Annotated in this window: 30 protein-coding genes and 2 tRNA genes; 16 read left to right on the top strand and 16 right to left on the bottom strand. The window is 35.5% G+C overall.

Annotated features, from left to right (window positions below; translation table 11 throughout):
* Positions 1-185: 185 nt before the first annotated feature.
* A complete protein-coding gene (locus HMPREF9699_RS06965; protein WP_002663585.1) occupies positions 186-602 on the bottom strand; it encodes an acyl-CoA thioesterase in 417 nt (138 codons plus the stop codon).
* 223 nt (positions 603-825) lie between these two features.
* Between HMPREF9699_RS06965 and HMPREF9699_RS06960 the strand changes: the two genes are divergently transcribed.
* From HMPREF9699_RS06960 to infC, 5 genes are all read left to right on the top strand, one after another.
* Complete coding sequence (locus tag HMPREF9699_RS06960) at positions 826-1,302, top strand: pyrophosphohydrolase domain-containing protein (protein ID WP_051008219.1); 477 nt, start codon at positions 826-828, stop codon at positions 1,300-1,302.
* Between the two features lie 2 nt (positions 1,303-1,304).
* Positions 1,305-1,862 carry a thioredoxin family protein gene (locus HMPREF9699_RS06955; protein ID WP_002663583.1) on the top strand — a complete coding sequence of 186 codons (558 nt, stop codon included), beginning with the start codon at positions 1,305-1,307 and terminating at the stop codon, positions 1,860-1,862.
* Positions 1,863-1,864: 2 nt separating this feature from the next.
* On the top strand, positions 1,865-2,467 hold the full coding sequence (locus HMPREF9699_RS06950; protein WP_002663581.1) for a DUF4230 domain-containing protein: 603 nt from the start codon (positions 1,865-1,867) through the stop codon (positions 2,465-2,467).
* 88 nt (positions 2,468-2,555) lie between these two features.
* Positions 2,556-4,493, top strand: coding sequence for a threonine--tRNA ligase (gene thrS, locus HMPREF9699_RS06945; RefSeq protein ID WP_002663579.1), 1,938 nt, complete (start codon positions 2,556-2,558; stop codon positions 4,491-4,493).
* Positions 4,494-4,561: 68 nt separating this feature from the next.
* A complete protein-coding gene (gene infC, locus HMPREF9699_RS06940; protein ID WP_081580584.1) occupies positions 4,562-5,083 on the top strand; it encodes a translation initiation factor IF-3 in 522 nt (173 codons plus the stop codon).
* A gap of 63 nt (positions 5,084-5,146) precedes the next feature.
* On the opposite strand, the gene HMPREF9699_RS06935 is transcribed toward infC, so the two are convergent.
* From HMPREF9699_RS06935 to HMPREF9699_RS06920, 4 genes are read right to left on the bottom strand one after another with little or no spacing between them, the layout of a single operon-like run.
* Positions 5,147-5,734 carry a DUF1003 domain-containing protein gene (locus HMPREF9699_RS06935; protein ID WP_002663576.1) on the bottom strand — a complete coding sequence of 196 codons (588 nt, stop codon included), beginning with the start codon at positions 5,732-5,734 and terminating at the stop codon, positions 5,147-5,149.
* A gap of 19 nt (positions 5,735-5,753) precedes the next feature.
* Positions 5,754-6,518, bottom strand: a complete 765-nt coding sequence (locus tag HMPREF9699_RS06930) for a TIGR02757 family protein (protein ID WP_002663575.1) — start codon at positions 6,516-6,518, stop codon at positions 5,754-5,756.
* Positions 6,515-8,215, bottom strand: a complete 1,701-nt coding sequence (locus tag HMPREF9699_RS06925) for a glycoside hydrolase family 10 protein (RefSeq protein WP_002663573.1) — start codon at positions 8,213-8,215, stop codon at positions 6,515-6,517. The genes HMPREF9699_RS06930 and HMPREF9699_RS06925 overlap by 4 nt, the downstream gene beginning before the upstream one ends.
* Before the next feature lie 18 nt (positions 8,216-8,233).
* Positions 8,234-9,238 carry an AAA family ATPase gene (locus tag HMPREF9699_RS06920; protein WP_002663571.1) on the bottom strand — a complete coding sequence of 335 codons (1,005 nt, stop codon included), beginning with the start codon at positions 9,236-9,238 and terminating at the stop codon, positions 8,234-8,236.
* Between the two features lie 272 nt (positions 9,239-9,510).
* Between HMPREF9699_RS06920 and speB the strand changes: the two genes are divergently transcribed.
* Genes speB through HMPREF9699_RS06905 form a run of 3 tightly spaced genes read left to right on the top strand, consistent with a single transcriptional unit; the run spans position 9,511 to position 11,554 of the window.
* Entirely contained in the window at positions 9,511-10,368 is an 858-nt protein-coding gene (gene speB / locus HMPREF9699_RS06915) for an agmatinase (RefSeq protein ID WP_002663558.1), read from the top strand.
* On the top strand, positions 10,368-11,207 hold the full coding sequence (locus tag HMPREF9699_RS06910) for a DUF808 domain-containing protein (RefSeq protein WP_002663557.1): 840 nt from the start codon (positions 10,368-10,370) through the stop codon (positions 11,205-11,207). The genes speB and HMPREF9699_RS06910 overlap by 1 nt, the downstream gene beginning before the upstream one ends.
* 5 nt (positions 11,208-11,212) lie before the next feature.
* Complete coding sequence (locus tag HMPREF9699_RS06905) at positions 11,213-11,554, top strand: phage holin family protein (protein ID WP_002663556.1); 342 nt, start codon at positions 11,213-11,215, stop codon at positions 11,552-11,554.
* A 51-nt stretch (positions 11,555-11,605) separates the two neighbouring features.
* Here the strand turns inward: HMPREF9699_RS06905 and HMPREF9699_RS06900 are convergent, their stop codons facing one another.
* Positions 11,606-12,250 (bottom strand): alpha/beta hydrolase, encoded by a 645-nt coding sequence (locus HMPREF9699_RS06900; protein WP_002663555.1) that lies wholly within the window; start codon positions 12,248-12,250, stop codon positions 11,606-11,608.
* A gap of 87 nt (positions 12,251-12,337) precedes the next feature.
* Here HMPREF9699_RS06900 and HMPREF9699_RS06895 point away from each other — a divergent pair, with 87 nt between their 5' ends.
* A complete protein-coding gene (locus HMPREF9699_RS06895; RefSeq protein ID WP_002663554.1) occupies positions 12,338-12,766 on the top strand; it encodes a hypothetical protein in 429 nt (142 codons plus the stop codon).
* A 131-nt stretch (positions 12,767-12,897) separates the two neighbouring features.
* Here HMPREF9699_RS06895 and HMPREF9699_RS06890 read toward each other — a convergent pair whose 3' ends face one another.
* The 5 genes from HMPREF9699_RS06890 to HMPREF9699_RS06870 all read right to left on the bottom strand — a co-directional run bounded on the left by HMPREF9699_RS06890 (position 12,898) and on the right by HMPREF9699_RS06870 (position 15,270).
* A complete protein-coding gene (locus tag HMPREF9699_RS06890) occupies positions 12,898-13,374 on the bottom strand; it encodes a BON domain-containing protein (protein ID WP_002663553.1) in 477 nt (158 codons plus the stop codon).
* Between the two features lie 16 nt (positions 13,375-13,390).
* Entirely contained in the window at positions 13,391-14,134 is a 744-nt protein-coding gene (deoC, locus tag HMPREF9699_RS06885; RefSeq protein ID WP_002663551.1) for a deoxyribose-phosphate aldolase, read from the bottom strand.
* A gap of 51 nt (positions 14,135-14,185) precedes the next feature.
* On the bottom strand, positions 14,186-15,067 hold the full coding sequence (locus tag HMPREF9699_RS06880) for an endonuclease/exonuclease/phosphatase family protein (RefSeq protein ID WP_002663549.1): 882 nt from the start codon (positions 15,065-15,067) through the stop codon (positions 14,186-14,188).
* Positions 15,068-15,119: 52 nt separating this feature from the next.
* Positions 15,120-15,192, bottom strand: a tRNA-Phe gene (locus HMPREF9699_RS06875).
* Between the two features lie 5 nt (positions 15,193-15,197).
* Positions 15,198-15,270 (bottom strand) — tRNA-Phe (locus HMPREF9699_RS06870).
* An 88-nt stretch (positions 15,271-15,358) separates the two neighbouring features.
* Here HMPREF9699_RS06870 and gldB point away from each other — a divergent pair.
* The 5 genes from gldB to HMPREF9699_RS06845 all read left to right on the top strand — a co-directional run bounded on the left by gldB (position 15,359) and on the right by HMPREF9699_RS06845 (position 20,646).
* Entirely contained in the window at positions 15,359-16,369 is a 1,011-nt protein-coding gene (gldB, locus tag HMPREF9699_RS06865; RefSeq protein WP_002663548.1) for a gliding motility lipoprotein GldB, read from the top strand.
* A 70-nt stretch (positions 16,370-16,439) separates the two neighbouring features.
* Entirely contained in the window at positions 16,440-16,802 is a 363-nt protein-coding gene (rbfA, locus tag HMPREF9699_RS06860; RefSeq protein ID WP_002663547.1) for a 30S ribosome-binding factor RbfA, read from the top strand.
* A gap of 16 nt (positions 16,803-16,818) precedes the next feature.
* A complete protein-coding gene (locus tag HMPREF9699_RS06855; RefSeq protein WP_002663546.1) occupies positions 16,819-18,018 on the top strand; it encodes an ABC transporter permease in 1,200 nt (399 codons plus the stop codon).
* A 33-nt stretch (positions 18,019-18,051) separates the two neighbouring features.
* Positions 18,052-19,857, top strand: a complete 1,806-nt coding sequence (locus HMPREF9699_RS06850; RefSeq protein ID WP_002663545.1) for an endonuclease — start codon at positions 18,052-18,054, stop codon at positions 19,855-19,857.
* Positions 19,858-19,914: 57 nt separating this feature from the next.
* Positions 19,915-20,646, top strand: a complete 732-nt coding sequence (locus HMPREF9699_RS06845; RefSeq protein WP_002663544.1) for a shikimate dehydrogenase family protein — start codon at positions 19,915-19,917, stop codon at positions 20,644-20,646.
* A 147-nt stretch (positions 20,647-20,793) separates the two neighbouring features.
* Here the strand turns inward: HMPREF9699_RS06845 and HMPREF9699_RS06840 are convergent, their stop codons facing one another.
* From HMPREF9699_RS06840 to HMPREF9699_RS06820, 5 genes are all read right to left on the bottom strand, one after another.
* Entirely contained in the window at positions 20,794-21,894 is a 1,101-nt protein-coding gene (locus HMPREF9699_RS06840; RefSeq protein ID WP_002663543.1) for a serine hydrolase domain-containing protein, read from the bottom strand.
* Between the two features lie 199 nt (positions 21,895-22,093).
* Entirely contained in the window at positions 22,094-23,368 is a 1,275-nt protein-coding gene (gene hemL / locus HMPREF9699_RS06835) for a glutamate-1-semialdehyde 2,1-aminomutase (protein WP_002663540.1), read from the bottom strand.
* A gap of 77 nt (positions 23,369-23,445) precedes the next feature.
* Entirely contained in the window at positions 23,446-24,507 is a 1,062-nt protein-coding gene (locus HMPREF9699_RS06830; protein WP_002663538.1) for a glucosaminidase domain-containing protein, read from the bottom strand.
* A complete protein-coding gene (locus tag HMPREF9699_RS06825) occupies positions 24,504-25,439 on the bottom strand; it encodes a 1-aminocyclopropane-1-carboxylate deaminase/D-cysteine desulfhydrase (RefSeq protein WP_002663537.1) in 936 nt (311 codons plus the stop codon). The genes HMPREF9699_RS06830 and HMPREF9699_RS06825 overlap by 4 nt, the downstream gene beginning before the upstream one ends.
* A complete protein-coding gene (locus HMPREF9699_RS06820) occupies positions 25,436-25,762 on the bottom strand; it encodes a hypothetical protein (RefSeq protein ID WP_002663536.1) in 327 nt (108 codons plus the stop codon). Before HMPREF9699_RS06820 ends, HMPREF9699_RS06825 begins: the two co-directional genes overlap by 4 nt.
* A gap of 28 nt (positions 25,763-25,790) precedes the next feature.
* Between HMPREF9699_RS06820 and HMPREF9699_RS11055 the strand changes: the two genes are divergently transcribed.
* Positions 25,791-25,973 (top strand): DUF5522 domain-containing protein, encoded by a 183-nt coding sequence (locus HMPREF9699_RS11055; protein WP_002663534.1) that lies wholly within the window; start codon positions 25,791-25,793, stop codon positions 25,971-25,973.
* Between the two features lie 7 nt (positions 25,974-25,980).
* Entirely contained in the window at positions 25,981-26,514 is a 534-nt protein-coding gene (locus HMPREF9699_RS06815; RefSeq protein ID WP_002663533.1) for a DUF4136 domain-containing protein, read from the top strand.
* Positions 26,515-26,523 lie beyond the last annotated feature (9 nt).

Genomic DNA, 26,523 nt, shown 5'->3' with positions numbered 1-26,523 from the left:
TTGGAATGGTTCAGTTATGTTCAGTATGGATATTTTAGCAAGCCTAAAAGCTAAGTTTTTAACTTCTAAAAAAGCAATAGCCAATAGGTCTTTAACTTTAAACCTATATATATCATTGTACTTTGTACATTTTACATTGTACAAATTCTAACTTCTAAAAACTTTTATTTAGGTAGCTTTAAGGATTATTTACCAATAGATGTAATTTCTTCTACACCATTAAAAATCTTTTCAGGTTTTTTATCTTTATTAATTGCTACCAAAGTGAAATCTCCTGAAACAGCCCTTTCTCGGCTTTCGGCAAACATTTCCTCTACAAAAATTTCTACATTTACTTTAATACTGGTATTGCCCACATATTTTACTTTCCCGATGAGCTCTACGATGGTGTCTGCAGGAATAGGCTTTTTGAAATCTATTTTATCACAACTTACCGTAACGAAAGATTTTCTGGCAAATCTAGTAGCAGTCATAAAAGCTACTTCGTCCATCATTTCCATAACGGTACCTCCGAACATGGTATTGTGATGATTAGTAATGTTAGGAAACACTACTTTACACACGCGGGTAATAGAATCCGCAATTCTGTCTTCGTAATTCATTGTTTATCGTTTACTTATTTATTATGAAGCTAAATCATTTTCAGCATCATGGTTTTCGCGAAGTAGTTTTAGAAGACGGGATCTGGCTTTTTGTATCAAAACAAATTACAGTTGCGCGACAGCTCATGATTTTCACATGATTCACCGTAATTCCTCTAAAAAACGAATGCACAAAAATACACATAATTTTAAAATTATTCCTTTTTTTAGTAACTTTGTTGGTATGAAAAATTTTGAAAAAATAGATAGTCTTAACCAAGTAGCTGAATTTCACAGGACTTTCAGTGCTCCCATTTTAGATACTCCTCAGCTCATTTCACAAGAAAGAGCCAACCTCAGAGTAAATCTCTTACAGGAAGAATTAAACGAAATGAAACAAGCCATAGCAGATGGAAATATCACTGAAATAGCAGATGCACTTGCAGATTTGCAGTATGTCCTTAGTGGAGCAGTTTTAGAATTCGGTTTGGGGGAGAAGTTTGTAACACTTTTTAATGAAGTTCATCGTTCTAATATGTCTAAGGCATGTAGTACGGAAGAAGAAGCTCAAAAAACAGTAGCTGTTTATCAACAAAAAGGAATGGAAAGTCATATTATTACCAAGGATAATAAGTTCATCGTTTTAAGGAATGATGATAAAAAAGTACTCAAAAATGTAAACTATTCTCCAGCTAATCTTAATGCAATTATCTCTGAATAATAATGAAAAAAATCATCTCTTCTACCCTTTTTGCCATCACTCTATTGAGTATTACCCATTGCTCACCACAGAAAAAAGTGATTAATAGAGAAGTAGAACATTCTCAGCATGGAAAGATGCTTTTAGGATTACAATCGCTTAGTCAGTTTGAAAAAGCTCCATTTAATACTTGGTATAGTCAAGAAAAATCAGAATATCAGCTGGACAGCAAAGGAATGCAACAGCTGAAAAAACAGAAGCTACACACTTTTAAGATTACGGCTTTTGTAGGGACTTGGTGTGAAGATAGCCATAGGGAATTTCCTAGATTTATCCGAATTTTAGAGGAACTTCAATATCCGATGGACAAGCTGGAAATTATTACTGTAAATACTAAAAAACAATCCCCTACGGGAGAAGAAGTAATTAATAACATTCATAAAGTACCTACCTTTATCGTTTCTAAATATGGTAAAGAAGTAGGAAGAATTACTGAATTTCCGAAATCGGGCTATATAGAAAGAGATTTGGTAGAGATTATCAACACATTTTATAAAAACAATAAAAATCCTTTTAATTAATAATGAAAAATAAATTTCTTATCGGAATTTTATGTGGGATATTGTGCTCTATCGTACTTTTTCTATGGGTGAAAAATCCTTTTTCTGAAAATAAAAAAGAAGAGACTAACCATTATTTCATCCTCAATAACCAAATTTCTAAGATGAATAAAATGGTGGTGGTAGAGCAAGATTTTAGCTTTATCCAAAAAAACAACTCGTCTTATTCTTTTTTGGGAAAAGAAATGATGGGAACAAAAGTGATGACACTTACTAAAACCAATGCTCAAGTGAGCTATGATCTCACGAAAATGAAAGTGAGAATAGATTCTGTGCAGAGAAAACTCATTATAGAGGAACTCCCTGAACCTCAAGTAAAAATAACGCCTCAGGTAGATATAGAATCCATAGATGATTCCTTTCTTAATAGAATTAAAGATACCGATTTGAAGAAAATTACAGAACAAGCCAAAGCCACCGCTATTCAGCGTGTGAATCAAGAGCAGCTAAAAGTGGAAGGTAGAAAACAACTTTTTGTGAATCTGGAGCAAATCTTTGTTTTAGCAAAAGCATTGAACTATGAAATTGTCGATAACACCCAAACCATTCCTATAGAACATCTCTAACCCTTTTTTCTGTAAAAAAATATATTATTCTAAAAAATAGAAATAAATATTTTACTAATTTTGCACGACAACAAAAATAACTAATTTTATGATAAACATCACGCTTCCAGATGGCAGCATTCGAGCAATCGAAAAAAACAGCACTCCGTTAGACCTTGCCAAATCTATTAGTGAAGGATTGGCCAGAAATACCATCTCTGCAACTATTAATGGTAAACAGGTAGAAGTTACCACACCTATTACAGAAGATGCTACGGTTCAACTGTTTACCTGGAACGATGATTTAGGAAAAAAAGCATTTTGGCATTCATCTGCTCACCTTTTAGCACAAGCTATATTAGCTTATTTCCCAGATGCTAAACTTACCATTGGTCCAGCAATAGAACAAGGGTTTTACTATGATGTAGATTTTGGTGACCATGCGTTCAGCGAAAAAGATTTTGAAAAGATAGAAAAGAAAATGCTGGAAAATGCAAAGAAAAATTCTACATTTAATCTTTATTCTGTATCCAAAGAAGAAGCACTTAAAGAATATGCAGATAATCCTTTCAAAACAGAACTGATAGAAAACCTTAATGATGGGGAAATCACTTTCTGTAAACATGATGATTTTACAGATCTCTGTAGAGGTGGGCACATCCCTTCTACGGGTATTGTAAAAGCGGTGAAAATACTCAATGCAGCAGGTGCTTACTGGCGTGGTGATGAAAAGAAACCTCAGCTCACGCGTGTATATGGTATTTCTTTTCCTAAGCAAAAAGAACTTACAGATTATCTAGAAAAACTAGAAGAAGCTAAAAGAAGAGACCATAGAAAACTAGGTAAAGAAATGGGAATTTTTGCATTCAGTGAAAAAGTAGGTGCAGGGCTTCCCCTTTGGTTACCTAAAGGAGCTGCACTGAGAAAAAAATTAGAAAATTTCCTTTCTATAGCACAGAAAAAAGCAGGATATGAATTTGTAATGACACCACATATTGGGAATATTGACCTATACAAAACTTCGGGACATTATCAAAAATATGGTGCTGATTCATTCCAGCCTATTCTTACTCCACATGCAGGAGAGGAATATCTACTTAAACCGATGAACTGCCCTCATCACTGCGAAATTTATAAGGTGGGACAGTGGTCATATAGAGATTTACCGAAGAGGCTAGCAGAATTCGGGACGGTATATAGATATGAACAGTCTGGGGAGCTTCACGGACTTACCAGAGTAAGATGCTTTACCCAAGATGATGCTCATATTTTCTGTACACCAGACCAATTACTTTACGAGTTTGAAAATGTAATAGACCTAGTGATGTATGTTTTCGGTAACTTAGGCTTCCATGATTTTGTAGCTCAGGTTTCCCTCAGAGATCCAGACAATAGAGAAAAATACATAGGTTCCGATGAAAACTGGGAAAAAGCAGAAAAAGCAATTATTACAGCTGCAACGAATAAAAAGCTCAATACTGTGGTAGAATACGGAGAAGCTGCTTTTTATGGTCCAAAACTAGATTTCATGGTAAAAGATGCTTTGGGAAGACAGTGGCAGTTAGGGACCATTCAGGTGGATTATAACCTACCCGAAAGGTTTGACCTTAGCTATATAGGTAGTGATAATGAGAAACATAGACCTATCATGATTCATCGTGCACCATTCGGCTCTATGGAAAGGTTCATTGCTATTTTATTAGAAAATACAGCAGGAGAGTTTCCATTATGGTTGGCACCAGAGCAGTTCATCATACTACCTATTTCAGAAAAATTCGTAGATTATGCAAAAAAAATTCGTCAATTGCTAGAAATTCACGATATTAGTGGCGTAATTGATGACCGAAACGAAAAGACAGGTAAGAAGATTCGTGATGCAGAGGTAAATAAGTACCCATTCATGCTCATCGTAGGAGAGAAAGAAGCAGCAGATGGATTGGTTTCCGTTCGTAAGCGTGGCGAGGGAGATTTAGGAGCTATGAGCGTAGAAGGATTTATCCAAAAGTTCAAAGATGAAGCGGAATTACCTATATCTTTCGGTGAATAATAGAATAATAACTTTAAAAATATAAAACAATAGCACAGAGATTTAACCCCAGAGGCCCGAGGCGTCCGATACAGAAAGAAGACGCTCATCAGATTAATGAAAAAATCCGCACCAAGGAAGTTCGCCTTGTAGGAGATAATGTAGAACCGGGCGTGTATCCATTGGCTAAGGCATTAGATATTGCTAAGAGCCAAGAGTTAGACTTAGTAGTCATCAGTGATAAGCAAGAACCTTATATCGCAAGAGTTCTCGACTACAAGAAGTTCCTTTATGAACAAAAGAAAAAACAAAAGGAACTGAAAGCTAAACAAGTAAAAGTGGTAGTGAAAGAGATAAGGTTCGGACCTCAGACTGATGAGCATGATTATGAATTCAAGAAAAAGCATGCTGAGAAGTTTTTAGAGGAAGGCTCTAAACTGAAAACTTATGTTTTCTTTAAAGGGAGATCCATTGTTTTTAAAGATCAAGGAGAAATACTTCTTCTGAGACTAGCACAAGACCTAGAGCATGTAGGTAAGGTAGATCAACTTCCTAAACTAGAAGGAAAAAGAATGATTATGATGATGAGCCCTAAAAAAGCTACAAAATAATCTTTTTGTTGATATAAAAAATAACCGCATTCTAATTCTTGAATGCGGTTATTTTTTGTTTTGTTATTCTTCTTTATTTCTCAGTCTATTCAGCTCTTCTTCCATTTTTTGGATTTTCTCCTGAAGAGATTTGATGGCGTTTTTATTGGTATAGACATTACTTTTGAGCATTACTGTTTTTGCTCTTTCATTGTGATCTTCGTCTTCTTCTTCCTCGTTGATTTCCTCAATATCTTCTTGAATATCTTCAATATCTTCATTAATTTCTTCAATATCTTCAGAGATTTCCTCAATATCTTCAGAAATTTCTTCGATGTCCTCTGAAATCTCTTCAATATCTTCCTGAATATCCTCTATATCCTCTTGAATTTCAGTTACATCATCCCTAAGATCTTCAATATGCTCAGAACTTTTATTTACGGACATTTGAATAAAGATGGCCAAATAAATTGCTTCTAGAGAAAGTACATTGGTAAGTACCATGAGCATTTTGTCAAAATCCACAATATTAAAAACAGGAAGTAAAAATGACAAAATGAAAATAAGCGTGTGTACTATGAGCGATTGTGTGGAGCCCATCCAGTACATAATATTATTGCATATTTTTTCTAATCTTGAAATGCTTTCTTGTGCTTTTTCAGCTGATGTCATATCATTATTGTTTTTCAAATTATTTCTCATTTATGCCCATTCCAAAGAGGGCGAAGTCATATTTTGCAGGATCCACTGCATCCATTTTTCTCAGTATATAATCCAGTTCTTCCACCGCTTTCCAGTCATTTTGTTTTCTGGTTAAAAGCCCATAAGTTCTTGCCAAATTTCCTACATGAACATCCAATGGAAGTGAAAGTATTTCGGTAGGAATTTTTTTCCAAATGCCTAAATCTACCCCTTTATGGTCTCTTCTTACTAACCACCGGAGCATCATCATCAGTCGTTTCGCAGGTGCATTGGCATAGGTAGAGCTCACATGTTTAAATGCTCTATGAGGATTTTCGCCCAAAAATTTTTGTCTGAACCGATGCAGTGCTTCTTTCATATTGATTTCATGTTCCAAAGGTAAAAAGAAATGCTCTAAAGAGGGCTGCTCTTGATACAATAAACGAAGTCTATGAATGAAAAATACTAAATCTTCTCCCTTAAAAGTTCTATGAACCGTTTGTTTCTCAATGAAATCTAAATCTTTTGCGGTATGATTTTGAACAAATTCAAAAGGAGCATCTCCCAAAAGTTGCATCATTTTATCCGCTGATTTGATGATACTTTTTCTATTTCCCCAAGTGATAGTAGCGGTAAGGAAAGCGGAAATCTCTATATCTTGAACCGCAGAAAACCGATGCGGAATTTGTATCGGGTCATTGAGGATAAAATCAGGTGTATTGTACTGCTCTACTTTGGCATCTAGCAGGTCTTTGAGTTCATTAAAATTCATCATGGCATCCAAAATGTAGCTTCTGACTCCTCGGCCAATCGGTTAATTTTTTTTAAGGCAAAACCTTTTAATGCTTGTCCATTTTTCTCCTTTGGATAATGTGCCATAATTTCATTTTTGGTAAGAATAATATATTCCCACTGAGTTCCATACTGTGCAAATAGTATCCAACGGAACGCATCATCACTCTTATTCCATGATACTTTATATTGATTTCCAGCGGTCTGAACACTCATTTTTGGAGCAGTCATCGGGATAGAGGGAATCCATGGGCTTAACGGAGGTAATGCCGCATCAGAATATTTTTGAGCCACTTTTTGTAACATGGCAGGACTTTTTAGCAGTCCATCCATGCTGTAATGGATGGCACCAGGGCTTTTCGGGACAATGGTACGCGTAAGCTCTATTTGGGAAGAAATTTCCTCTGTTCTGTCTGTCACTCCTTTCAGTGCTACGGTGTTTAGACCAGGCCAGAGATGAATTTGTTTATAATTCTCTTGCTGCCACCATTTTAGAAGTTCAGAAAAACTTTGTGCACCGCCATCTTTCCAGTACAACTGCGGAGAAAAATAATCACACCACCCTTCATTGAGCCAAAGTTTTGCATCGGCAAAAAGTTCATCGTACTGAGAAGACCCCTTAATACCTGCAGGATAGCCAGGTTTCCAAATTCCAAAAGGTGAAATCCCGAACTTCACGAAAGATTTTTCTCTTTTTATTTCTGTATGTAATCTTTTAATAAACTGATTAATGTTTGCTCTACGCCAGTCCGGGCGAGAAAGCGTTCCTCCTCTTTTTTGGTAATTTGCCCAAGAGGTGTGGTCAGGAAAGTCTGCCCCACCGTTATAATCTTTGTAGGGATAGAAATAATCATCTATGTGAATGGCATCTATATTATACCTTTTAACAATGTCTTTTACCACGGTAGAAACATGGTTTTGGACTGTTTCATCAGCAGGATCCATCCAGTACATTCCATTTTTTAACCGAACGATTTTATTCCCCATTTTATGCACCATACTTTCTCCTGTAACGGCTCCTGCTGCGGTATGATGAGCTCTGTAAGGATTCAGCCAAACATGAATTTCCATTCCCCTTTTATGTGCTTCTTCTATCCAAAACTCTAAAGGGTCATAATAGGGCGATGGTGCTTTGCCTGTTTTTCCTGTAAGAAAATAAGACCAAGGTTCATGGTTACTTTTATAGAGTGCATCTGCGGAAGGTCTTATCTGAAAAATTACGGCATTAAAATTCGCCTTTTGTAACATATTGAGGAGTTTTATAGCCTCAGATTTTTGTCCCTCAGTGGAAAAATTCCCTCTCGAAGGCCAATTGATATTTGCTACAGAAGCAATCCATACAGCTCTAAATTCTCTCTTTATGGTAGGGAGCTGTACAGAGTTTCTTTTATTATTTTCTGTTTTGTACGCTTCATTTTTGGGAGGGATAGATAGGCTATTGGTAGAGGAACGACTAGCTATTTTTTCCTTAACAGGTGTAGTTCCAGCAGATTTCGGAGGTAGATTAACCACTTTATTGGTGGTATTATTTTTTTTCTTAACCGGTTGGGTATGAGTAGAAATTTTATTATTGGTGGTTGCAGTTTTCGGTTTGGAAGATGAGGTATGTACAGTACATTGCATGAATCCAAATGCGAGGCTTCCTAATAAAAAAGTATGTTTTATATTTACTAATTTCATTGTTTTTATTTTTTCAGATTAGGGGGCTTGGATTTTGCTTAAAATCATATCTACTATTTTATCCGCATCTATGTTTTCTGCTTCGGCTTCAAAACTCAGTCCTACTCTATGTCTTAGTACATCTTTAGCTAATTCTTTTACATCTTCTGGTACTACAAAAGCTCTACCTTTCAGGAATGCGTAGGCTCTTGCTGCAATACAAAAATTAATAGAAGCTCTGGGCGATGCACCAAAAGAAAGATAATTTTTTAGTTCGGACAGGCCGTAACGCTCAGGAAATCTGGTTGCGAAAACCATATCTAAAATATATTTTTCTATTTTTTCGTCCAAATAAATTGTATTAATAAGAGATTTCGCTTTGCTGATGATATCTATGTTTATTACCGCTTTTATGCTAGGTATATCTGAAGTAGAAACCATTCGCATTATTTTTCTCTCATCTTCATATTGTGGATAATCTATCTTACACTTGAGCATAAAACGATCGGTCTGTGCTTCGGGAAGTACATATGTACCTTCTTGATCAATGGGGTTCTGAGTGGCTAATACAAGAAAAGGCTTAGGTAAAGAGAAAGATTCATCACCTATGGTTACTTGTTTTTCTTGCATGGCTTCTAAAAGAGCAGCTTGAACCTTAGAAGGTGCTCTGTTAATTTCATCCGCGAGAACGAAATTAGCAAATACAGGTCCCTTTTTTATAGAAAAATCATTTTCTTTAACATTATAAATTTGAGTACCTATCACATCTGCGGGAAGTAAATCGGGCGTAAATTGAATCCTGGAGTACTGTCCTTCTACTGCATCTGCAAGGGTTTTTATGGCAAGGGTTTTAGCAAGACCAGGGACTCCTTCTAAAAGGATATGTCCATTCCCTAAAAGGCCTACTAACAGCCTATCTACCATATAATTTTGCCCAATAATTACACTATTAATTTGATTTCTAAGGAGTGAAAAATGCGTATTTAATTCTTTAATTTGTTCAGATAAGTTTTGAATATCTTCCGCTTGATATGTTTCTGACATAGTACTGATTTAGAAGGTCGAAAGTACAAATATTCCCCAAAACCACCAAATGCGTGCTTTTTCTTTACCGTTAAATATTTGTTAAATGGCAATAATGGTTTGTATTTTTATTTTGCTTAAATTGCCTGAGTTCTATATACTGTCAAAACACTTTGCCAAAGTACCTCAAACGATGAAGTTTATTGAACTATTAGGACAAAAAAATGAGACAAGGTTTTCAGCTAAAGACGAATTGAGTATATTTGCCCCTTAATAAATTTGGTAAAATAAATATGAGAACTTACGCAGGTATTCCAGAAGAAAATGCACAGCTTGAAACTTCTAAAGTAATGCTAGTTACAGTGCCGTATGATGGTACTTCTACTTGGGGAAAAGGAGCAGACCAAGGACCAGAGCTTTTTTTAGATGCTTCTGAAAATATGGAATTGTTTGATATCGAAACTCGTACAGAGCCTTATTTAGAAGGGGTATGGATGGCAGGAGAAGTTTCTGAAAACTCTTCTCCCGAAGCGATGACTGAAGCGGTATATCAAAAAACTAAGGAAATGATTCAGCATGAGGGCAAACTATTTACACTTTTTGGTGGAGAGCATTCAGTATCCATCGGTTCTATTCGAGCTTTGGGTGAAAAATACCCTGATCTCACGGTGTTACAATTGGATGCCCATACAGATCTTCGTCCAGAGTTTCACGGTTCTACTTCTAACCATGCTTGTGCTGTGTATGAGGCTTCTAAACAACTGAATCTAGTGCAGGTAGGTATTCGTTCTTGTGATGAATCTGAAATGGAACATGTAAATGAAGAGCAATGCTTCTGGGCACACACCATTGCTTCTAATCCTAATTGGATAGATGATGTATTGAGTAAGCTATCTGGGAATGTATATATTACCATTGATTTAGATGCTTTTGATCCTGCCATTGCTCCTTCTACAGGAACTCCAGAGCCGGGAGGACTACAGTGGTACCCTACTTTAGAATTACTCAGAAAAGTATTTGAAAAGTGTAATGTAGTAGCATTTGACATTGTAGAGCTTATGGGAAGCCCTTATGCTAAACCTACAGCATTTTTGGCAGCAAAATTGTATTACAAGATGTTAGCTTATTATCATTTAAACAATAAAAAATAATGGCATCTGGAATTTTTGCAGTATTAGATGATATTGCGGTACTGATGGATGATGTGGCATTGGCAACCAAGAAAACAGCAGGAATTTTAGGGGACGATTTGGCGGTAAATGCTGATAAAGCCACGGGATTCGTTTCCTCTAGAGAAATTCCTGTACTTTGGGCAATTACCAAAGGTTCGTTCATTAACAAACTCATCATTGTACCATTGGCATTATTGCTGAATTATTTTTTGCCTGTACTTATTAAAATCATTTTGGTTTTGGGAGGACTTTATTTGGCGTATGAAGGAGCAGAAAAGATTTGGCACTACCTTTTTCATCGAAATGATACGCACGAAACTCCTACCGTAGAGGTAAGTGAAAAAGATAAAATTAAAGCAGCAGTTTCTACAGATTTTATCCTATCTGTAGAAATTGTTATCATTGCTTTAGGAACCGTATTAGACCGAAGTTTAAGTACCCAGATTCTGACGGTATCTACTGTGGCCATCATTGCTACGGTGGGGGTTTATGGCATAGTGGCACTCATTGTAAGAATGGACGATGCTGGGTTTATGATGATTAAAAAATACGGAGAAGAAGGATTCCGAGGAAAACTAGGAAAATTTTTAGTTAATGCACTGCCTATAATCATTCGTTCTTTAAGCGTAATAGGAACAGTGGCTCTGATATTGGTAGCGGGTGGAATTTTTGTACATAATATTGATTATTTCCATCATTTCCTACCGATGTTACCTGGTATTCTTACCGAAGCAATCTTAGGATTAGTAGGTGGATTTGCAGTATTATTCATCATGTTATTAGGAAAGAAAATCTTCTCTTACTTTAAAAAAGCCTAAAATCTATGAAACTCATTATTAAACTGATTATTACCGCAGTAGTAGCCATGTTACTCGGGCATTTTTTAGAAGGTATTCACTTTGATGCTTTTGCCACAGCATTGGCATTTGCCATCTTTTTATCCTTTCTTAATGTTACGGTGAAGCCTATACTCAAAATCATTGGACTTCCCTTTAATCTGATGACTCTCGGGCTTTTTTCATTGGTGATTAACGCAGTAGTAGTTCTTATCGCAGAACGCTTTATTAATGGAATGCAAATTGATGGATTTTGGTGGGCATTGATATTCAGTATATGTCTCTCTGTAATTACTTCCATCATTCAAGGCATTGTGAGTGATGATTAAAAAAATAAAAGCTACCTTATTGAGGTAGCTTTTTTATTGAGAATAGAAATTTTAGGCATTAGATAAAAATTCAACGAGGTCTATATAGTTCTTCTGATTAATTCCATGCCCGAACATATATTCTCTAAAGGTGAAATAACAGCTCAAGTCATAGAGTAAATCAGCTCCTTTTTTTCCCCACTCTATAGGAATGATGGCGTCATCGGTACCATGAGAAATAAAAAATCGGAGTTGGTTTAGTTTTTTCCTATCTTTTGGAATATCATTAAGTAATTTTTCCTCTGGATAGGCACTCATACATGCTATTTTAGAGAATAAGTGTGGATTTTTAAATGCTAAAGCATACGCTAAAATTCCTCCTTGGCTGAATCCACATAAACTGATGTTCCCGTCTTTGATACCGTATTTCTTTTGAATTTCTACAAAAGCATTCAGCAATGCGTTGAGGGATTCTACAGCTTGTTCCTTGTGGAAATATTCTTCGGGATGATTAAAATTAATATCATACCAAGCATAGCCACCGCTCATCTCTACAGGAAATCTACCTCTGAAAGAAACATGTAGTATATCTTTAGGTAAATCTTGCGTGAGTGCTAGTAAATCTTGTTCATTGCTTCCATAGCCATGAATATAAAATATGGCACGAGTATTTTCTGTGATGGTTTCGGGAGCTTGTACTGAATAAAATAAACTCATATTATGTAAAAAAATTAAATATTTTTAAAAAACATCTTTTAGAATCGCAAAAATAAGTATATTTGGTAATTAAAAAATAACTTCATCATGAAAATAAAATCTATTCAATTCGGAAAATGGGCATTTTTCCTAAGTTTTTTTACCGCACTTGCTTTGCTAACAAGCAGTTGTAGAGATGAGGCAGAAGTGGAATACAAAGATGTGAATGTGGTTTTTAAGGTAAATGCCACTGCAGGAACCCGAATCAATGCGATTGTTACACAAATCGGTACTGCCCAAACGAGTAACTACACTACAGCCCCTACTACCACCTCATGGACAAGTAATGGTACTGTAGTAAATACCCAGCAAGGGGCGGTGCATTTGTCTGCTACGGCTACGGGAGTTAATGCAGATTCAGAATTGACCGTTTCTATTTTGGTTAATGATAAGGTAGTGAATACTACTACCGTAAAAGGAATAGAGCTAGTAGCTAAAACTTCTATTCAGTTTCAAAATGTTTTTGTGAATAACTAAAATACTATTAGTAGTAAGCGGAAGCCTATACTTATTGATTTTACAAGGTTTCTATCACAAAAAATTATATCAGTATTAACTCATGTAAAAAGGCTGCCCCCAAGGCAGCCTTCACTTTTGATAATAGATTGTTATTTAACTACTAAATTATTATGAATAGGAAACTTATATTCTTTAATAATCTCGTTAATTCTTTTTTCTTGAGTAGCAGATACATTTCCGGTAAGAGTAATCTCATTATTAATCACTTCCACGCTTACACTTGGAAAATTTTCTAATGCTGTCTTTACTTTCTCTTGATTGTGATGGATGTGCATTGCATCAGCTATATTCTCTACGGGTTTTCCATCTGCAGACACTACTGCCATATCCATTACATCTTTTACGCCCTCCACTGTTCCTACGGCAGAAAGTGCTGTTTTTTTCTCCTCTTCAGAACTGAAAGTCCCCATAACATGGGCTGTGCCATCTTTTACCTCTACAGTAGCATTAGGATATGCGGATAATATTTCTGATGCCTTAGCAGTTTGTTCTTTTTCAGATATACCATTATTGCAAGCGGTAAATATTCCTCCCAAAATGGCAAGTGATAAAACTAATCTTTTCATGTTAATCATTTTTAAATTAATAATTAGATAGTGAATTTTCTCCTATTACTATGCTTTTTGCAGCAGATGTACCTATTCTTTTCACGCCTAGGTCTATCATTACTTTTGCTTCTTCTGCATTTCTCACACCTCCTGCCGCCTTTACGGGAAGTTGCCCAGCATTTGCCAGCATTATCTTGATTCCTTCTACCGTAGCACCATTAGGTTTTCCATTTTCAGTTACATAAAAACCTGTAGAAGATTTTACGAATACTTTTGAGGTGTTTTCAGGGAAGTTCTCTTCTACTAGTGTAGCTATATTTTTAGTTACTTCAGCAATTTGGGTATCTGTAAGTGCAGCAATTTCTATAATCCACTTTGCTACTTTTTGATTTTCAATACATAATTGAGTACATTCTAACATTTCTTCTTTCACTGCTTCCCATCCTTCTGTGAGGAATTTTTCATAATTCATCACAAAGTCTAGTTCATCCGCACCATCTTCTATCGCTTTTTTAGCCTCTTTTAATTTTTCTGATTGAGAAGCCGTTCCTTGATGAAAACCAATGACGGTTCCTACTTTTACGGTACTATTTTTTTCAGAAAGATACTGTTTTACTTTTGAAACGAAATGAGGACGAATCATCACCGCAAAAATGTTATGGGCTATGGCTTCATCTACTAAATTGAATACGATTTTTTCCGTCTCTTCTGAGCTAATTTCTGCTTGTTCGGGTAATTTCAAGTAGGTAGAGTCTAAATATTGTGCTAAATTCTCCATAAGATTTATAAAAAATGTTAGTCAAAGGTAAGAAATAATCTCTTTTTTACCTTATTTTATCTCGGAAAAAACAGGAAAATGATCACTCACGCCCCCCAAATACCTCGTCCCCAAAAAAGTAGGTAAAGGTTCTCCTATTTTTTTCCTCTCGAAATGGGTCAGAAATCCTGTATTAAAAACGGAAATGGGCATCTTACGAAGCACCAGTTCATTCTCATTAGGCTGAAAATGAAAAATGGCATCTACATAAATTCCTTTTCGATGATGAAATGAAGTAGGAAAAGAAAAAAGTAGCTTATTAGAAAAGCTTGTAAGCCAGTTCTCATCTTTAGAGCGAGTAGAAAAATCTTGATTGAAATCTCCCATAAGTAATACCTCATATCCTTGAGATAAACTATGTTTAACTGTTTTTTCTAGTTCTAATAGAATATTGGCCCTCAATGATTTATTTTCGTCTTTATTTCTTTTTGAGGGCAAATGAACGATGAAGACATCATACACTCGTTTTTTTATTTCACATCTACAGTGTAAAATTTCTCTGGGAACATAACCTCTAGCCCCCAATTCATTCCCTAATGACAAGGACTTTGAAAATAGAATATGTACTATAGATGTATCATACAGCATACCCACTTTCATTCCTCTTTTGTCTGAATTTTGTGTGCAAAGAAATGTATAATTTCCATCAAAAATAGAAAGGTTAGTAATGGATTCTAAAACATTTTCCCCCTGAAACTCGCATAGACCAATGATGGCAGGTAGTCTTAAATATTGATTTTTAAATAGAGAAAAAAGGTGATTTAGTTTTTGCAATTTATTCTCATATCGTATTGCATTCCAATTCTTTAACTTTGAAAATTGGAGTAAATCTTCATCGTGGGAATTAGGATGGATATAAAAATTTTCCAGATTATAAAAAAAGGCATGAAACATAGGTGAAGATACATAAAAAAAAGAGATTACCTTTTGGGTAATCCCTTTGAGGTGGTGCCTCCAGGAATCGAACCAGGGACACACGGATTTTCAGTCCGTTGCTCTACCAACTGAGCTAAGGCACCTAAAGTGGTTTCTCCAGGAATCGAACCAGGGACACACGGATTTTCAGTCCGTTGCTCTACCAACTGAGCTAAGAAACCATTACTCTGTTTTTGAGTGGTGCAAATATATAACTTTTTTTCTTTCTGCCAAAATATTTTTTACAGTTTTTTGTGAATTTTGAGAATCATGATAAATATTACTACTTTTGTCTCCATTGAAACTATCCTTATGAAATCACTAAAAATTACTGCAATAATTGTTTTTTCACTATTCTTGTCTGCCTGTAACTCTTCTGATGAGAACCTTTGGGATACAAAGATTTCCACACCAGAGGAAGTAGTAAAAATCATTGATTTATCTGAAACTTATTTTGATAAAAATGTTACCGATGAACAGTTTAAACAGCAATATCCTTGGTTTCAAGGTTCCGTGTCAGATAGTCTTTTTTCAGCCAGAAGAACAGATGCAAATGCACTCCAAATCTATAATGACATAAAAAAAAGCACCCAAAACATTTCTTTAGAAAAAGAAATAGCAGATGTATTTAGAAGAATAAAAATGTATTTTCCACAATATGAATCTCCTAAAGTATATACTTATTCTTCTGATGGTCAAATGTATCTTGACCCTATTATTTATAATCCCGAAGAAAAAGTACTTTTCATAGATTTATCTTGTTTTTTGGGTGAAAATCATGCGGCTTATACAGACATAGAGAATTACCTCAAAAAAAGCATGACTCCAGCGCATATCATTCCTAAGATGGCAGAAGCAGTTGCTAGAACCATGGTGCCATTCCATAGAGAGGAGCAAAAATTTGTGGAATTAATGATTTATGAGGGGAAAGTAAAGGTACTTCAGGAGGCATTTTGCCCTACCCTACCCGCTCATTTAAGAATGTACCTTACTGAATCACAATACCAATGGACAAAAGAAAACGAAGCGAATATATGGAATTATTTCATAGAGAAGGATGTTCTTTTCAGTGAAGACCAAAAACTTGTTGAAAGATTTATTTCCCAAGCTCCTTTTTCCAAGTTTTATTCGGAAATAGATAAAGAAGCTTCGCCACAAGTGGGTGTTTTTGTAGGAAAGTCTATCTGTGACCAATACCTTCATAAAAACGCCAAAGATTTGCCTCATTTTTTATCCAAAAAAACACAAGAGATTTTTAATGATTCTAAATACCGTCCGTAGTATTTTCCCCTGATAAAACCAATTTTCTTTCATTTCTTCATTTTCAAAACAAAATCTTACCTTTGTGGCCATGAATGAAACGAACAGACAACGCAAAGTAGCACAAATCATCCAAGAAGATTTTGCTGAACTTTTTAGAAAACAATCTGCGGAAAGCCCTCAGCAGTTTATGATTACGGTTTCTGATGTAAAAGTAACCGCAGACCTTAGTATTGCTAAAATTTATCTAAGCATATTTCCAAGTGAATATAGAACTGCCATTATGAAGGAAATAGAGACCAATAAATCTCAGTATCGCAATTTTATTGGAAAAAAAATGGCTAAACAGGTAAGAATCATACCCGAGCTGTATTTCTTCCTAGACACTACGCTAGATGATGTAGAAAAAATAGAAAAAGAACTCCGAGGAGAGGGTGATAATCCTATCCTCTAAAAAATCAGAACCCTCCTTGAGAAATACTGCTTTTTATATCGCACTTCGGTATATTACCGCTAAAAAAGGAAGTACCGCTGTTACTTTTATCACATGGCTTTCAGCCTTAGCGATGATGGTGGCTGTGGCGGCTATGTTCATTATTTTATCCGTATTTTCAGGACTAGAAGAGCTGAATAATAATATCATTAAAGATTTACATGCAGATATTACCATTAAAAGTAATTCAGGTAAAGTGCTGAAAAATATACAGAATGTAGAAAAAATACTCCAAAAGGAAGAAAAAATAGCTGCTTTTTCTAAACTCATTGAAGAAAAAGTATATATAGAGCATGATGGAAAGGGAGATATTGCTTATTTGCGTGGTGTAGATGAAAATTATCTTGCTGTAAACCCTATTCATCACAGTGTCATTGTGGGAAGCTATCCGAGTTTTAATTTTGAAAACGAAGTGATTATAGAATATCTTCTGGCACATAGATTGGGACTTCCTACGGGGCTTGATACTCATATTTCTGCGTCTATCTTTATGCCGAAAGCAGGAAAAGGCTTGGTTACCCAAGAGTCTGACATTTTCAATAAGAAAGAAATTTACAGTACAGGAGCTTTCGAGGGAAAAGACCAGATGAATAATTTTATTATTGCTCCTATAGAACTTAGTCAAGGGCTTTTACAGCTGAACAAAGGGGAGGCTTACCAAATAGTCATTCGGCTACATCACCCTGAATTTACAGATGAACTAAGAGATGCTTTATCTGATAAGCTCGGTAAAGATTTTGTACTCACCACTAAGAAAGAGGAAAATGCAGCATTCTGGAAAATGATTAATATAGAGAAATTATTTATCTATCTTATTTTTTCATTGGTTATTTTTGTTACTACATTTAACCTTGCAGGTGCCATCATCATTCTACAATTGGATAAAAGAAAACAGGCTAAAACGCTTTTATCTCTCGGTATGAGCTTTTTAGACCTTAGGAAAATATATTTTTATACAGGAGTACTCATTGTATTGGTAGGTGTGGTATTAGGGCTTATGCTAGGCTCCATTATTACTTTTGTACAGATGCAAACGGGTTTTTTTATGGCTAGTCCTGTATTCCCCTTCCCTGTAAAAATCACATTACTCAATTACTTAATTGTGGTGAGTGTCGCTTTATTTTTTGGAATCATTATCGCTTGGCTTTTTTCTAGAACCAAGAAATTAAAAATTTAGGATTTAATTTTATTTTTATAGAAATATAAAATCATGATAAGAAAATTATTGACTTTGAGTGGAACTTTTATGTTCACACTCTTCCTAGCACAGCCTCCTGCTCATTACTATAATGGTACTCAGGGGCTTACAGGGGCACAGCTTAAAACACAATTGCATAATATCATTAAATCAGGGCATGTTACAAAATCCTACGGTCAGCTTTATACAGGATATCAGACAACGGATAAGGATAGCTTCTATGAAAATGATAATACCGTGCTTGATATGTATTCTGAAAATCCTTCAGGAACAGATCCTTATAATTACACACATTCATCTGGAGATAGATGTGGCAATTACAGCCAAGAAGGCGATTGCTACAATAGGGAACATATCATTCCTCAGAGTCTTTTTGGTTCTGCTACCCCTATGCAGTCAGATATTCATTTTGTAAGACCTTCGGATGGAAAAGTAAATGGAGAAAGAGGAAATCTTCCTTTTGGCGTGGTAAATCACCCAAACTATACTTCTCTTAATGGCTCTAAAAAAGGAGCTAACGCTACACTAGGATATTCTGGAACCGTCTTTGAACCTATCAATGAATTTAAAGGAGATATCGCAAGGATGATTTTCTATTTTGTTACGCGTTACCAAGATAGAATGAATAGTTTCTCTACGGGGAATATGCTTGCACAGAATACTTATCCTTCTCTTCAAGATTGGCAACTTCAGGTGCTTCTTGCTTGGCATAATCAAGACCCTGTTTCAGCGTCAGAAATTACTAGAAACAATGCCGCTTATACTTATCAAGGAAATAGGAATCCTTATATTGATCATCCTAATTGGGTAAACCTCGTTTGGAATCCGAATGCCACTGTGGATAATATTCCACCTACCATTCCATCTAATGTGACTGTATCTCAGCCTATGGCGAATAGTTTAACGCTCACCTGGACAGCATCTACAGATAATGTAGGAGTGATAGGTTATGATATTTATATGAACGGAACACTACATACCACTGTTTCAGGCACTAGCAATACTACCGTTATTTCTGGACTTACACCAAATACACTATACAGCTTCTATATTGTGGCAAAAGATGCAGCAGGAAATCTTTCGGGCAATAGTAACACTGCTACAGGAACTACGCTTACAGGGACTACCCCTACTCCACAATGTACTACTACAGAAACTTTTGATGCTATTCCTGATAATGGCACTTCTTATAGCACCAATACTTGGACTAATCATGGAATTGCTTGGACTGCAACCGATTCTAGGACAGACCAAACCATTAACGGTAAAGCCATTACCATCAGATCTGGAAATCTTACAAGTGATATTTTCAGCGGTGGTATCCGATCGATTACATTTAAAACACAATTAAAATATACAGGAACCGATGGTACTCTAGATGTAAAAGTAAATGGAAATACTGTAGGAACTATTAATTATCATGCTGGTGCTTCAGCTAGTACACATCCGGTAGAGACATGGACCATTGACAATATCAATATCGCAGGTGATGTGAATATTACCATAGCTAATAATACCAATAATAGAGTTGCCATAGATGATTTATCTTGGGAATGTTATACACTTTCTACATCCGAAGTAAATGCTGAAAGTTCTATCGTTCTTTATCCTAATCCTATGGAAAATGGACTACTCTTCATCCAAGATAAAGACAATGAGAATATAAAGAAAATAGATGTATATTCTGCAGATGGCAAATGGATGAAGCGTATTATAAATCCTTTTAAAAATCAAAAATACATTGATTTACAATCACTTCCTTCAGGTGTTTATCTCATCGTAAGCGAGAAATTTACTAAGAAAATAATTGTAAAATAGTCAATTTATTAAGGTCAAAGTAATTGTACTTTGACCTTATTTTTATATCTTCAATCCATGAAAAAATTCGGACTCATCGGAAGAAATATCGGTTATAGTTTTTCAAGAAAATATTTTGCAGAAAAATTTAAAAATCTATCCATCACAGATTGTTCCTACGAAAACTTTGATATAGAAAATATAGCCTCAGTACCTGATATTCTTACTCTTCCTCAGCTCATTGGGGTGAATGTAACCATTCCTTACAAACAAGAAATTATTCCTTATTTGGATGAAATCAGTGAGGAAGCCCAAACCATAGGTGCTGTAAATACCGTTACCATCCAAAACGGAAAAACCAAAGGCTACAATACCGACGCTTTTGGGTTTAGACAAGCATTAGAACATCACTGGAACCCTTGCATCCATCAGAATGCCAAAGCATTGATCTTGGGCGATGGCGGAGCAGCAAAAGCCATTCATTTTGTTTTTAATAAGATGAATATTCCATGGACTACTGTTTCCCGAAAGTCCGAGATTCACTTTGAAAATCTTAGTCATCATATGGTATCAGAGCATTTGCTTATCATCCAATGTACTCCCGTAGGCACTTTCCCCAATGTAGAAGAAGTCTTACCTTTTCCCTTTGAAGCGATTACCGAACAACATTTCATTATGGACTTAATATACAATCCATCAGAAACACTTTTTATGAAAAAATGTAAAGAAAAAGGAGCTGCTGTAATTAATGGCGAAGAAATGCTCATAGGGCAAGCCGAAAAAGCATGGGAAATTTGGACTGTGAGATGAATATGCCAAAGGAAAAATAGACTTGTTCTTTTTCTCACATACCGTTAATCTATTTTTATAAATTGGGGTTAAAATTTCATCTAAAAGAAAAAATTACTCCAAGAATTTTTTTTCTTATCAGTATATAGAAATTCACAGCAATAGCCTTCATTCATTATAAAGAATTTTATAAACTTCTTCTATGGGCAGGCTGGAATTTTCGGTGATGTTATTTTGAAGTAAAATAATGGTTTTATCGTTGTCCAAATGGCGTTCAATAAAAGTGATATACCCAGCCCAACCGCCTGAATGATTGACAATGGTACCGTATTTTTTATTTTCTAAGACCGCCCAACCTAATCCATAATCAACTGTTTTACCGTCATTGGTCTTTCCTTTACTAAAAATGATTTTTCTATCTTTATCATTTACTAACTTGTTACTATACAAGGCTCTATCCCATTTCAATAAATCTCTAACAGTAGAATTTACCATCCCATCACCTACTATTCCATCAAGATAATAAGTATAATATTCTTTTCCAAAACTATCGGGAAGTACCTTATTTCCCAAACTATCTATGATATAGCCATGAGCATAATTTTTGATTGTTTTAGGAGCAAATCTTCTTCTGTACACCAAAGTGTTTTTCATTTTCAATGGTGTAAAAATATGCTCACTCAGGAACTGACCAAAAGACTTTTTAGACACTTTTTCTATAATGAGTCCCAGGAGAGCATAGCCTGTATTGCTGTATTCGTATTTCTCACCAGGCAAAAAATGGAGTTTGGGTTGATACTTCGCTAATTCATTTACAATATCCTGATTAACAGCAAATTTTGTTTTATCCCATTTTTCTTCAAAAAGTTCCATATAATCTGGAAGTCCGCTGGTGTGGTGTAGCAAATTTTGAATGGTAATATTACCATAAAATGCTAACTCTGGAATATACCTTGATATTTTATCGTCATATTTTAGTTTTTTTTGTTTTTCCAGTAATACGATACCCATTGCCGTAAACTGCTTAGAAACCGAGGCTAATTCAAATACCGTGGATGAATTAATAGGTTGTTTTGTTGCTTCGTTTGCCCACCCAAAACTTTTCTCAAATATAATTTTCCCTTTGTCGGCAATCAGTACATTTCCATTAAACATTTTTTGCTCAAACAATGAGGTAAATAGACTATCCAGTTGTTCTTTTTGTGTTTTTTGCCCCAACCCAATGATTGAAATTAATGTGAATACAATACATAATGCTATTTTATTCATAGTAAGATATATCAACTTGTTTGGTAATATCCATTAGAAAGAAAAAATGAAGTACATTTTTTATCGGAAATAAGAAAATGAATTCAGTGATTTTCACCGCTTTTAGATGCTTTGCCAAAGTACTAAAAAACTTTGGCAAAGCATTTTGGAATGGTCTTAAGAAAAAATACGAGGGAGCAAAGTTTTATGGTATATATTTCTAAAAAGACCTTATTGCTTCCACTGTTTTTTCTATCTCTGCATCTTGGATATGAGATGAAATAAACCATGTTTCATAACCACTCGGAGGCAAATAAATTCCATTATTTAACAAGTGATGGAAAAATTGATTGAATTTCTGGTGATTGGCATTTTGAGCTTCATCAAAGTTTTGAACTTTATCTACATCAAAAAATACGCTCATCATAGAGCCTAATCTATTGATGCAATGATGAATTCCTTTTTCATCCAATGCTTTCGCTACTTCACTAGCCAGTTTTTCTGTCTGTGCGTTTAATGATAGATAAAAATCTTTTTCGGATAAAATGATTTTCAGTGTCTCTAGTCCAGCACGCATCGCCAATGGATTCCCACTGAGTGTACCTGCTTGATATACTGCACCTTTAGGTGCCAAGTAGTCCATAATTTCCTCTCGTGCTGCAAAAGCTCCCACGGGCATTCCTCCACCAATGACTTTTCCATAGGTCACAATATCTGCCTTTACTCCCAGTCGTTCTTGAGCTCCTCCAAATGCCAATCTAAAACCTGTCATTACTTCATCAAAAATAAGTAGTGTACCGTTTTCATCACATATTTTTCTCAGATTTTGTAAGAAATTATTTTCTGGTAATACGCAGCCCATGTTCCCTGCCACAGGCTCTATGATGATGGCCGCTATTTCTCCTTCATTGTTTTGGAATAATGCTTCTATTTGTTCTAAATCATTGTACCTTGCCAGTAGCGTATCCTTTGCTGTACCTTGTGTAACCCCTGGTGAATTAGGATTTCCAAAAGTAATGGCACCACTTCCCGCCTTGATTAAAAAAGCATCTGAATGTCCATGGTAGCATCCTTCAAATTTAATGATTTTGTCTCTCCCTGTAAATCCTCTTGCTAAGCGAATGGCACTCATACAAGCCTCTGTTCCAGAGGAAACCATACGGATTTGGTCTATTCCATTAATTCTTTCGGTAATGAGTTTCGCTATCTCTGTTTCCAGCTCGGTAGGTGTTCCAAAGGAAAAACCGCTTTCGGCTTGTTTTTTTACTGCTTCCACTACCATTTCGTGGGCATGACCTATAATTGCAGGTCCCCAAGAGTTAATATAATCAATGTATTGGTTTCCATCTACATCGGTAAGGTAAGCACCTTTTGCTGATTGCATAAAAACGGGTACTCCCCCTACAGACTTGAATGCTCTTACTGGGGAATTTACGCCTCCAGGGATGTATTTTTGTGCTTCTTGAAATAAAGCAGAACTTCTTTGGTATCGCATGAATCTTTTTTTAAAAAATTGGTTGTACAAATTTATGAAAATAAAAAAACGCTCTTATGAAAAAGCGTTTTATTTTTTTATCCTTTCGGTTTTCTTCCTTGGAGATAGATGAGTTCTCCTATTTTGGGTTCTGAACCTGGAATCATATCATTTTTACTATAAAGTTTATCAATTTTGATTCCAAACTTTTGAGCTATACTATGCATGGTATCCCCTTTTATAGTAGTATAATGGGGCACACTCCCCTCGCTATTTTTAGCTTCTAAGAAGATGATTTCCTTGGCATTTAGTTGGGTTCTATTTAATTCATTCCATTTTTGGAGTTTCATCATTGGAATTTCATATTTGTCTGCTATCAGCTTTAAGTCCATGTTTTGAGGCACCACGATGTATTTTAGTCCACCATTGGGGTGATTTCTTACCAATAATTCATCGGTAAGTTTTCTGTTTTTCAGCAGTTCTGCTTGTTTTTTTTCTACTTCTTTCACTATTTTAGAATACGCTCCTTGCTGATAAGGCACTCTGAGTGTAGTAGGTTTCTCCTTCTTTTCTTTGCTTTTTCCTTGTGCCATAAAAGTAGAATCTTCGGATAAGGCAGGGTATTTTTTCAGCAAAGCCTCTTTTACTTCCCTTGGAGTAAGCCTATCAAACGCTTGTAAGGTATGTTTTTCTATTTTAGAAATCAATGCATAAGCATATCTTGGATTGGTAGCATAGCCTGCTTTTTTCAGCCCATGAGCCCATGCTTTATAGTCCAACATATCCAAGGTGAAAAGTTTAGCATAGTGTTTTCTATTGACTAAGAATAAGGAATGATCTTCGTAGCTATGTGCAGGATCATCATACACACGGAAGCATTCATTCGGTGCATCATCAGTGTGTTTCATGGTCTTTCCTGTCCAATCATTTTTACATTTAATTCCGAAATGGTTATTCCCTTCCCTTGCCAGTCTGCTCTGTCCTCCACCAGTTTCTAATAAGCCTTGTGCCAAAGTAATGGAAGCAGGAATCTTATATTTTTGCATTTGTTCCACCGCCATAAGGGCAAATTTCTGAATGTATTGGTCTTCTGTTTTCCATGTTTGGGCGAAGCTACAAGTAGCAATCATTCCCAAAAAGCTCAACATCAATTTTTTCATATTTGCAATGGATTAAAATCAATGGTTAATTTCTTTTTCTTTTTTAATAATTGATTGGCTCCCAATACGCCTTGTATTCCACCAGTATGAAAAGCGAGAATTTTAGTCTTAGGCACAAAATAATCGTTTTCAATAAGCTGAAATAGTTTCATCATCATTTTACCTGTATAAATAGGGTCTAATGGAATTTGGTATTTTTGATAAAATTCATTGATAAAGGCTATGAGTTTTTCATCAAATTTTCCATATCCCTTGGGTTCGGTAGTAAATAGCTGTACATTATCTCTTCCTGATAAATCATGGATAACCTGTACAATAGAAGGGTCTTCTACTACTTGGAAACCTAATATTTTCTGATGTTCCTCTGCGTATTTACTCAGCCCCGAAACAGTTCCTCCTGTTCCTACAGCGGTGCAAAGGTAATCAAAATCTTTGGTTGATGTATTAAGCATATTTTTAATGCCTTCCACGGCGGCCAAATTGGTACCTCCTTCTGGAATGATTATGGCGTCTGGATAATGAGCCATCCATCCTTTTTCGATGTTTTTTTTATCTCTATACGCTTCTCTACTCACGAATTGAAATTTCATTCCTAATGAAGATGCCAATGCCAGCGAGGGATTTTCTGTAAAATTTGCTTCTAATTCTTCTCCCCTGATAATGCCCAAAGTAGGGATATTGGCTATTTTTCCTGCATAAGCGGTGGCTACAATATGATTAGAAAAAGCACCTCCAAAAGTGATGATGAATGGATTAGAAGGATGCTTTAATCGATAATTTTCAATATTATGGTAGAGTTTCCAAAATTTATTGCCCGAAATCCCTGAGTGGATTAAGTCTTCTCTTTTCATACAAAGCGTAACCTCATGGAAAGTAAGAATCTCCTGAATCGGTACTGAAAAATATGATGAAAATGGGGAAATAGTATTCATAAATATTGGATGAACTGCCAAAATTTTCGTTGTTTCAAATAGGAAAAATTAAATTCTTGAGCGTAGGCTTCTTTTTCAAACGAAATGGCTCTGTATGCTTTATATGCATCTTTTAATCGAAACCAATGCATCCAATACTCTATCACATACCAAATATAAAATGGCACCACAAGCATTTCAAGCTGCTGACGAAAGTGAATTTTCTCATGATTCATCAGTACTCTATCTCCCCTACCCTTTTGATTTTTAAGTAAAATAAAAGGAAAAAGTGTAATTGCATTAATTTTTGTATTTTTGAGAAGTCTTTGGCATACAATTATCATTCAACAAATGTAATAAATTTCCTTTGAAATGGAAAAGAAGAACGAATTGGTAGAAAATATTGATTTTTACTACAATGAGAATGGTTATAAAGTCTTCACTGAGGCTTTTCATCTCAAGCGAGGATATTGCTGTAAAAATGGCTGTAAGCATTGCCCTTATGGCTATGATAGGAAAACGGATTCATTTAACAAAAAGAAAACTATAAAATAAAAACGATATGAAAAAAATATTATTCGCAGCGGTAATGGTTTCTGCATTGGCACTCACTGCATGTTCACCATTTCAGGTAAGAACAGACTATGCTGCTACCGCAAATTTTAATCAATACCGAACTTATAAATTGAGAATAGATGATCTAAAACTCAATGATTTAGACAAGGACAGAGTGCTTAATGAACTTTCTAGACAGTTGCAGTCCAAAGGTTTACAGCCAGGAGAAAATCCAGACATTATAGTCAATGTTAAGGCAAATCATAAGAAAATAACAGACATCAGAATGCATTCTCCAATGGGGATATATGGAGGATTTGGCTGGGGAGGTCCATTGGGTTGGGGTATTGGGATGAACAGAACATGGTCTTCCAACTATAATGAGGGGGCATTGATTTTTGATTTTGTAGATAGCAAAACCCAAAAATTAGTTTGGCAAGGAATAGGAAGCGGAATAGCAGTGGATAGACCGAATACCAAACGAAAGCAAATTCCTGAAATAGTGGCAGAAATTATGAAAAATTATCCTCCACAACGATAAAAAGAAATC

Origin of the sequence: Bergeyella zoohelcum ATCC 43767 (assembly GCF_000301075.1) — a bacterium.
Taxonomy (GTDB): domain Bacteria; phylum Bacteroidota; class Bacteroidia; order Flavobacteriales; family Weeksellaceae; genus Bergeyella; species Bergeyella zoohelcum.
The sequence above is the reverse complement of the archived record's forward strand: the minus strand, read 5'-3'. Positions and strand labels throughout refer to the sequence as shown.

Coding starts and splice junctions, on each gene's coding strand:
- HMPREF9699_RS06965 (WP_002663585.1), bottom strand. CDS start 602: ATGAATTACGAAGACAGAATTGCGGATTCTATTACCCGCGTGTGTAAA.
- HMPREF9699_RS06960 (WP_051008219.1), top strand. CDS start 826: ATGAAAAATTTTGAAAAAATAGATAGTCTTAACCAAGTAGCTGAATTT.
- HMPREF9699_RS06955 (WP_002663583.1), top strand. CDS start 1,305: ATGAAAAAAATCATCTCTTCTACCCTTTTTGCCATCACTCTATTGAGT.
- HMPREF9699_RS06950 (WP_002663581.1), top strand. CDS start 1,865: ATGAAAAATAAATTTCTTATCGGAATTTTATGTGGGATATTGTGCTCT.
- thrS (WP_002663579.1), top strand. CDS start 2,556: ATGATAAACATCACGCTTCCAGATGGCAGCATTCGAGCAATCGAAAAA.
- HMPREF9699_RS06935 (WP_002663576.1), bottom strand. CDS start 5,734: ATGACATCAGCTGAAAAAGCACAAGAAAGCATTTCAAGATTAGAAAAA.
- HMPREF9699_RS06930 (WP_002663575.1), bottom strand. CDS start 6,518: ATGATGAATTTTAATGAACTCAAAGACCTGCTAGATGCCAAAGTAGAG.
- HMPREF9699_RS06925 (WP_002663573.1), bottom strand. CDS start 8,215: ATGAAATTAGTAAATATAAAACATACTTTTTTATTAGGAAGCCTCGCA.
- HMPREF9699_RS06920 (WP_002663571.1), bottom strand. CDS start 9,238: ATGTCAGAAACATATCAAGCGGAAGATATTCAAAACTTATCTGAACAA.
- speB (WP_002663558.1), top strand. CDS start 9,511: ATGAGAACTTACGCAGGTATTCCAGAAGAAAATGCACAGCTTGAAACT.
- HMPREF9699_RS06910 (WP_002663557.1), top strand. CDS start 10,368: ATGGCATCTGGAATTTTTGCAGTATTAGATGATATTGCGGTACTGATG.
- HMPREF9699_RS06905 (WP_002663556.1), top strand. CDS start 11,213: ATGAAACTCATTATTAAACTGATTATTACCGCAGTAGTAGCCATGTTA.
- HMPREF9699_RS06900 (WP_002663555.1), bottom strand. CDS start 12,250: ATGAGTTTATTTTATTCAGTACAAGCTCCCGAAACCATCACAGAAAAT.
- HMPREF9699_RS06895 (WP_002663554.1), top strand. CDS start 12,338: ATGAAAATAAAATCTATTCAATTCGGAAAATGGGCATTTTTCCTAAGT.
- HMPREF9699_RS06890 (WP_002663553.1), bottom strand. CDS start 13,374: ATGAAAAGATTAGTTTTATCACTTGCCATTTTGGGAGGAATATTTACC.
- deoC (WP_002663551.1), bottom strand. CDS start 14,134: ATGGAGAATTTAGCACAATATTTAGACTCTACCTACTTGAAATTACCC.
- HMPREF9699_RS06880 (WP_002663549.1), bottom strand. CDS start 15,067: ATGTTTCATGCCTTTTTTTATAATCTGGAAAATTTTTATATCCATCCT.
- gldB (WP_002663548.1), top strand. CDS start 15,359: ATGATAAATATTACTACTTTTGTCTCCATTGAAACTATCCTTATGAAA.
- rbfA (WP_002663547.1), top strand. CDS start 16,440: ATGAATGAAACGAACAGACAACGCAAAGTAGCACAAATCATCCAAGAA.
- HMPREF9699_RS06850 (WP_002663545.1), top strand. CDS start 18,052: ATGATAAGAAAATTATTGACTTTGAGTGGAACTTTTATGTTCACACTC.
- HMPREF9699_RS06845 (WP_002663544.1), top strand. CDS start 19,915: ATGAAAAAATTCGGACTCATCGGAAGAAATATCGGTTATAGTTTTTCA.
- HMPREF9699_RS06840 (WP_002663543.1), bottom strand. CDS start 21,894: ATGAATAAAATAGCATTATGTATTGTATTCACATTAATTTCAATCATT.
- hemL (WP_002663540.1), bottom strand. CDS start 23,368: ATGCGATACCAAAGAAGTTCTGCTTTATTTCAAGAAGCACAAAAATAC.
- HMPREF9699_RS06830 (WP_002663538.1), bottom strand. CDS start 24,507: ATGAAAAAATTGATGTTGAGCTTTTTGGGAATGATTGCTACTTGTAGC.
- HMPREF9699_RS06825 (WP_002663537.1), bottom strand. CDS start 25,439: ATGAATACTATTTCCCCATTTTCATCATATTTTTCAGTACCGATTCAG.
- HMPREF9699_RS06820 (WP_002663536.1), bottom strand. CDS start 25,762: ATGATAATTGTATGCCAAAGACTTCTCAAAAATACAAAAATTAATGCA.
- HMPREF9699_RS11055 (WP_002663534.1), top strand. CDS start 25,791: ATGGAAAAGAAGAACGAATTGGTAGAAAATATTGATTTTTACTACAAT.
- HMPREF9699_RS06815 (WP_002663533.1), top strand. CDS start 25,981: ATGAAAAAAATATTATTCGCAGCGGTAATGGTTTCTGCATTGGCACTC.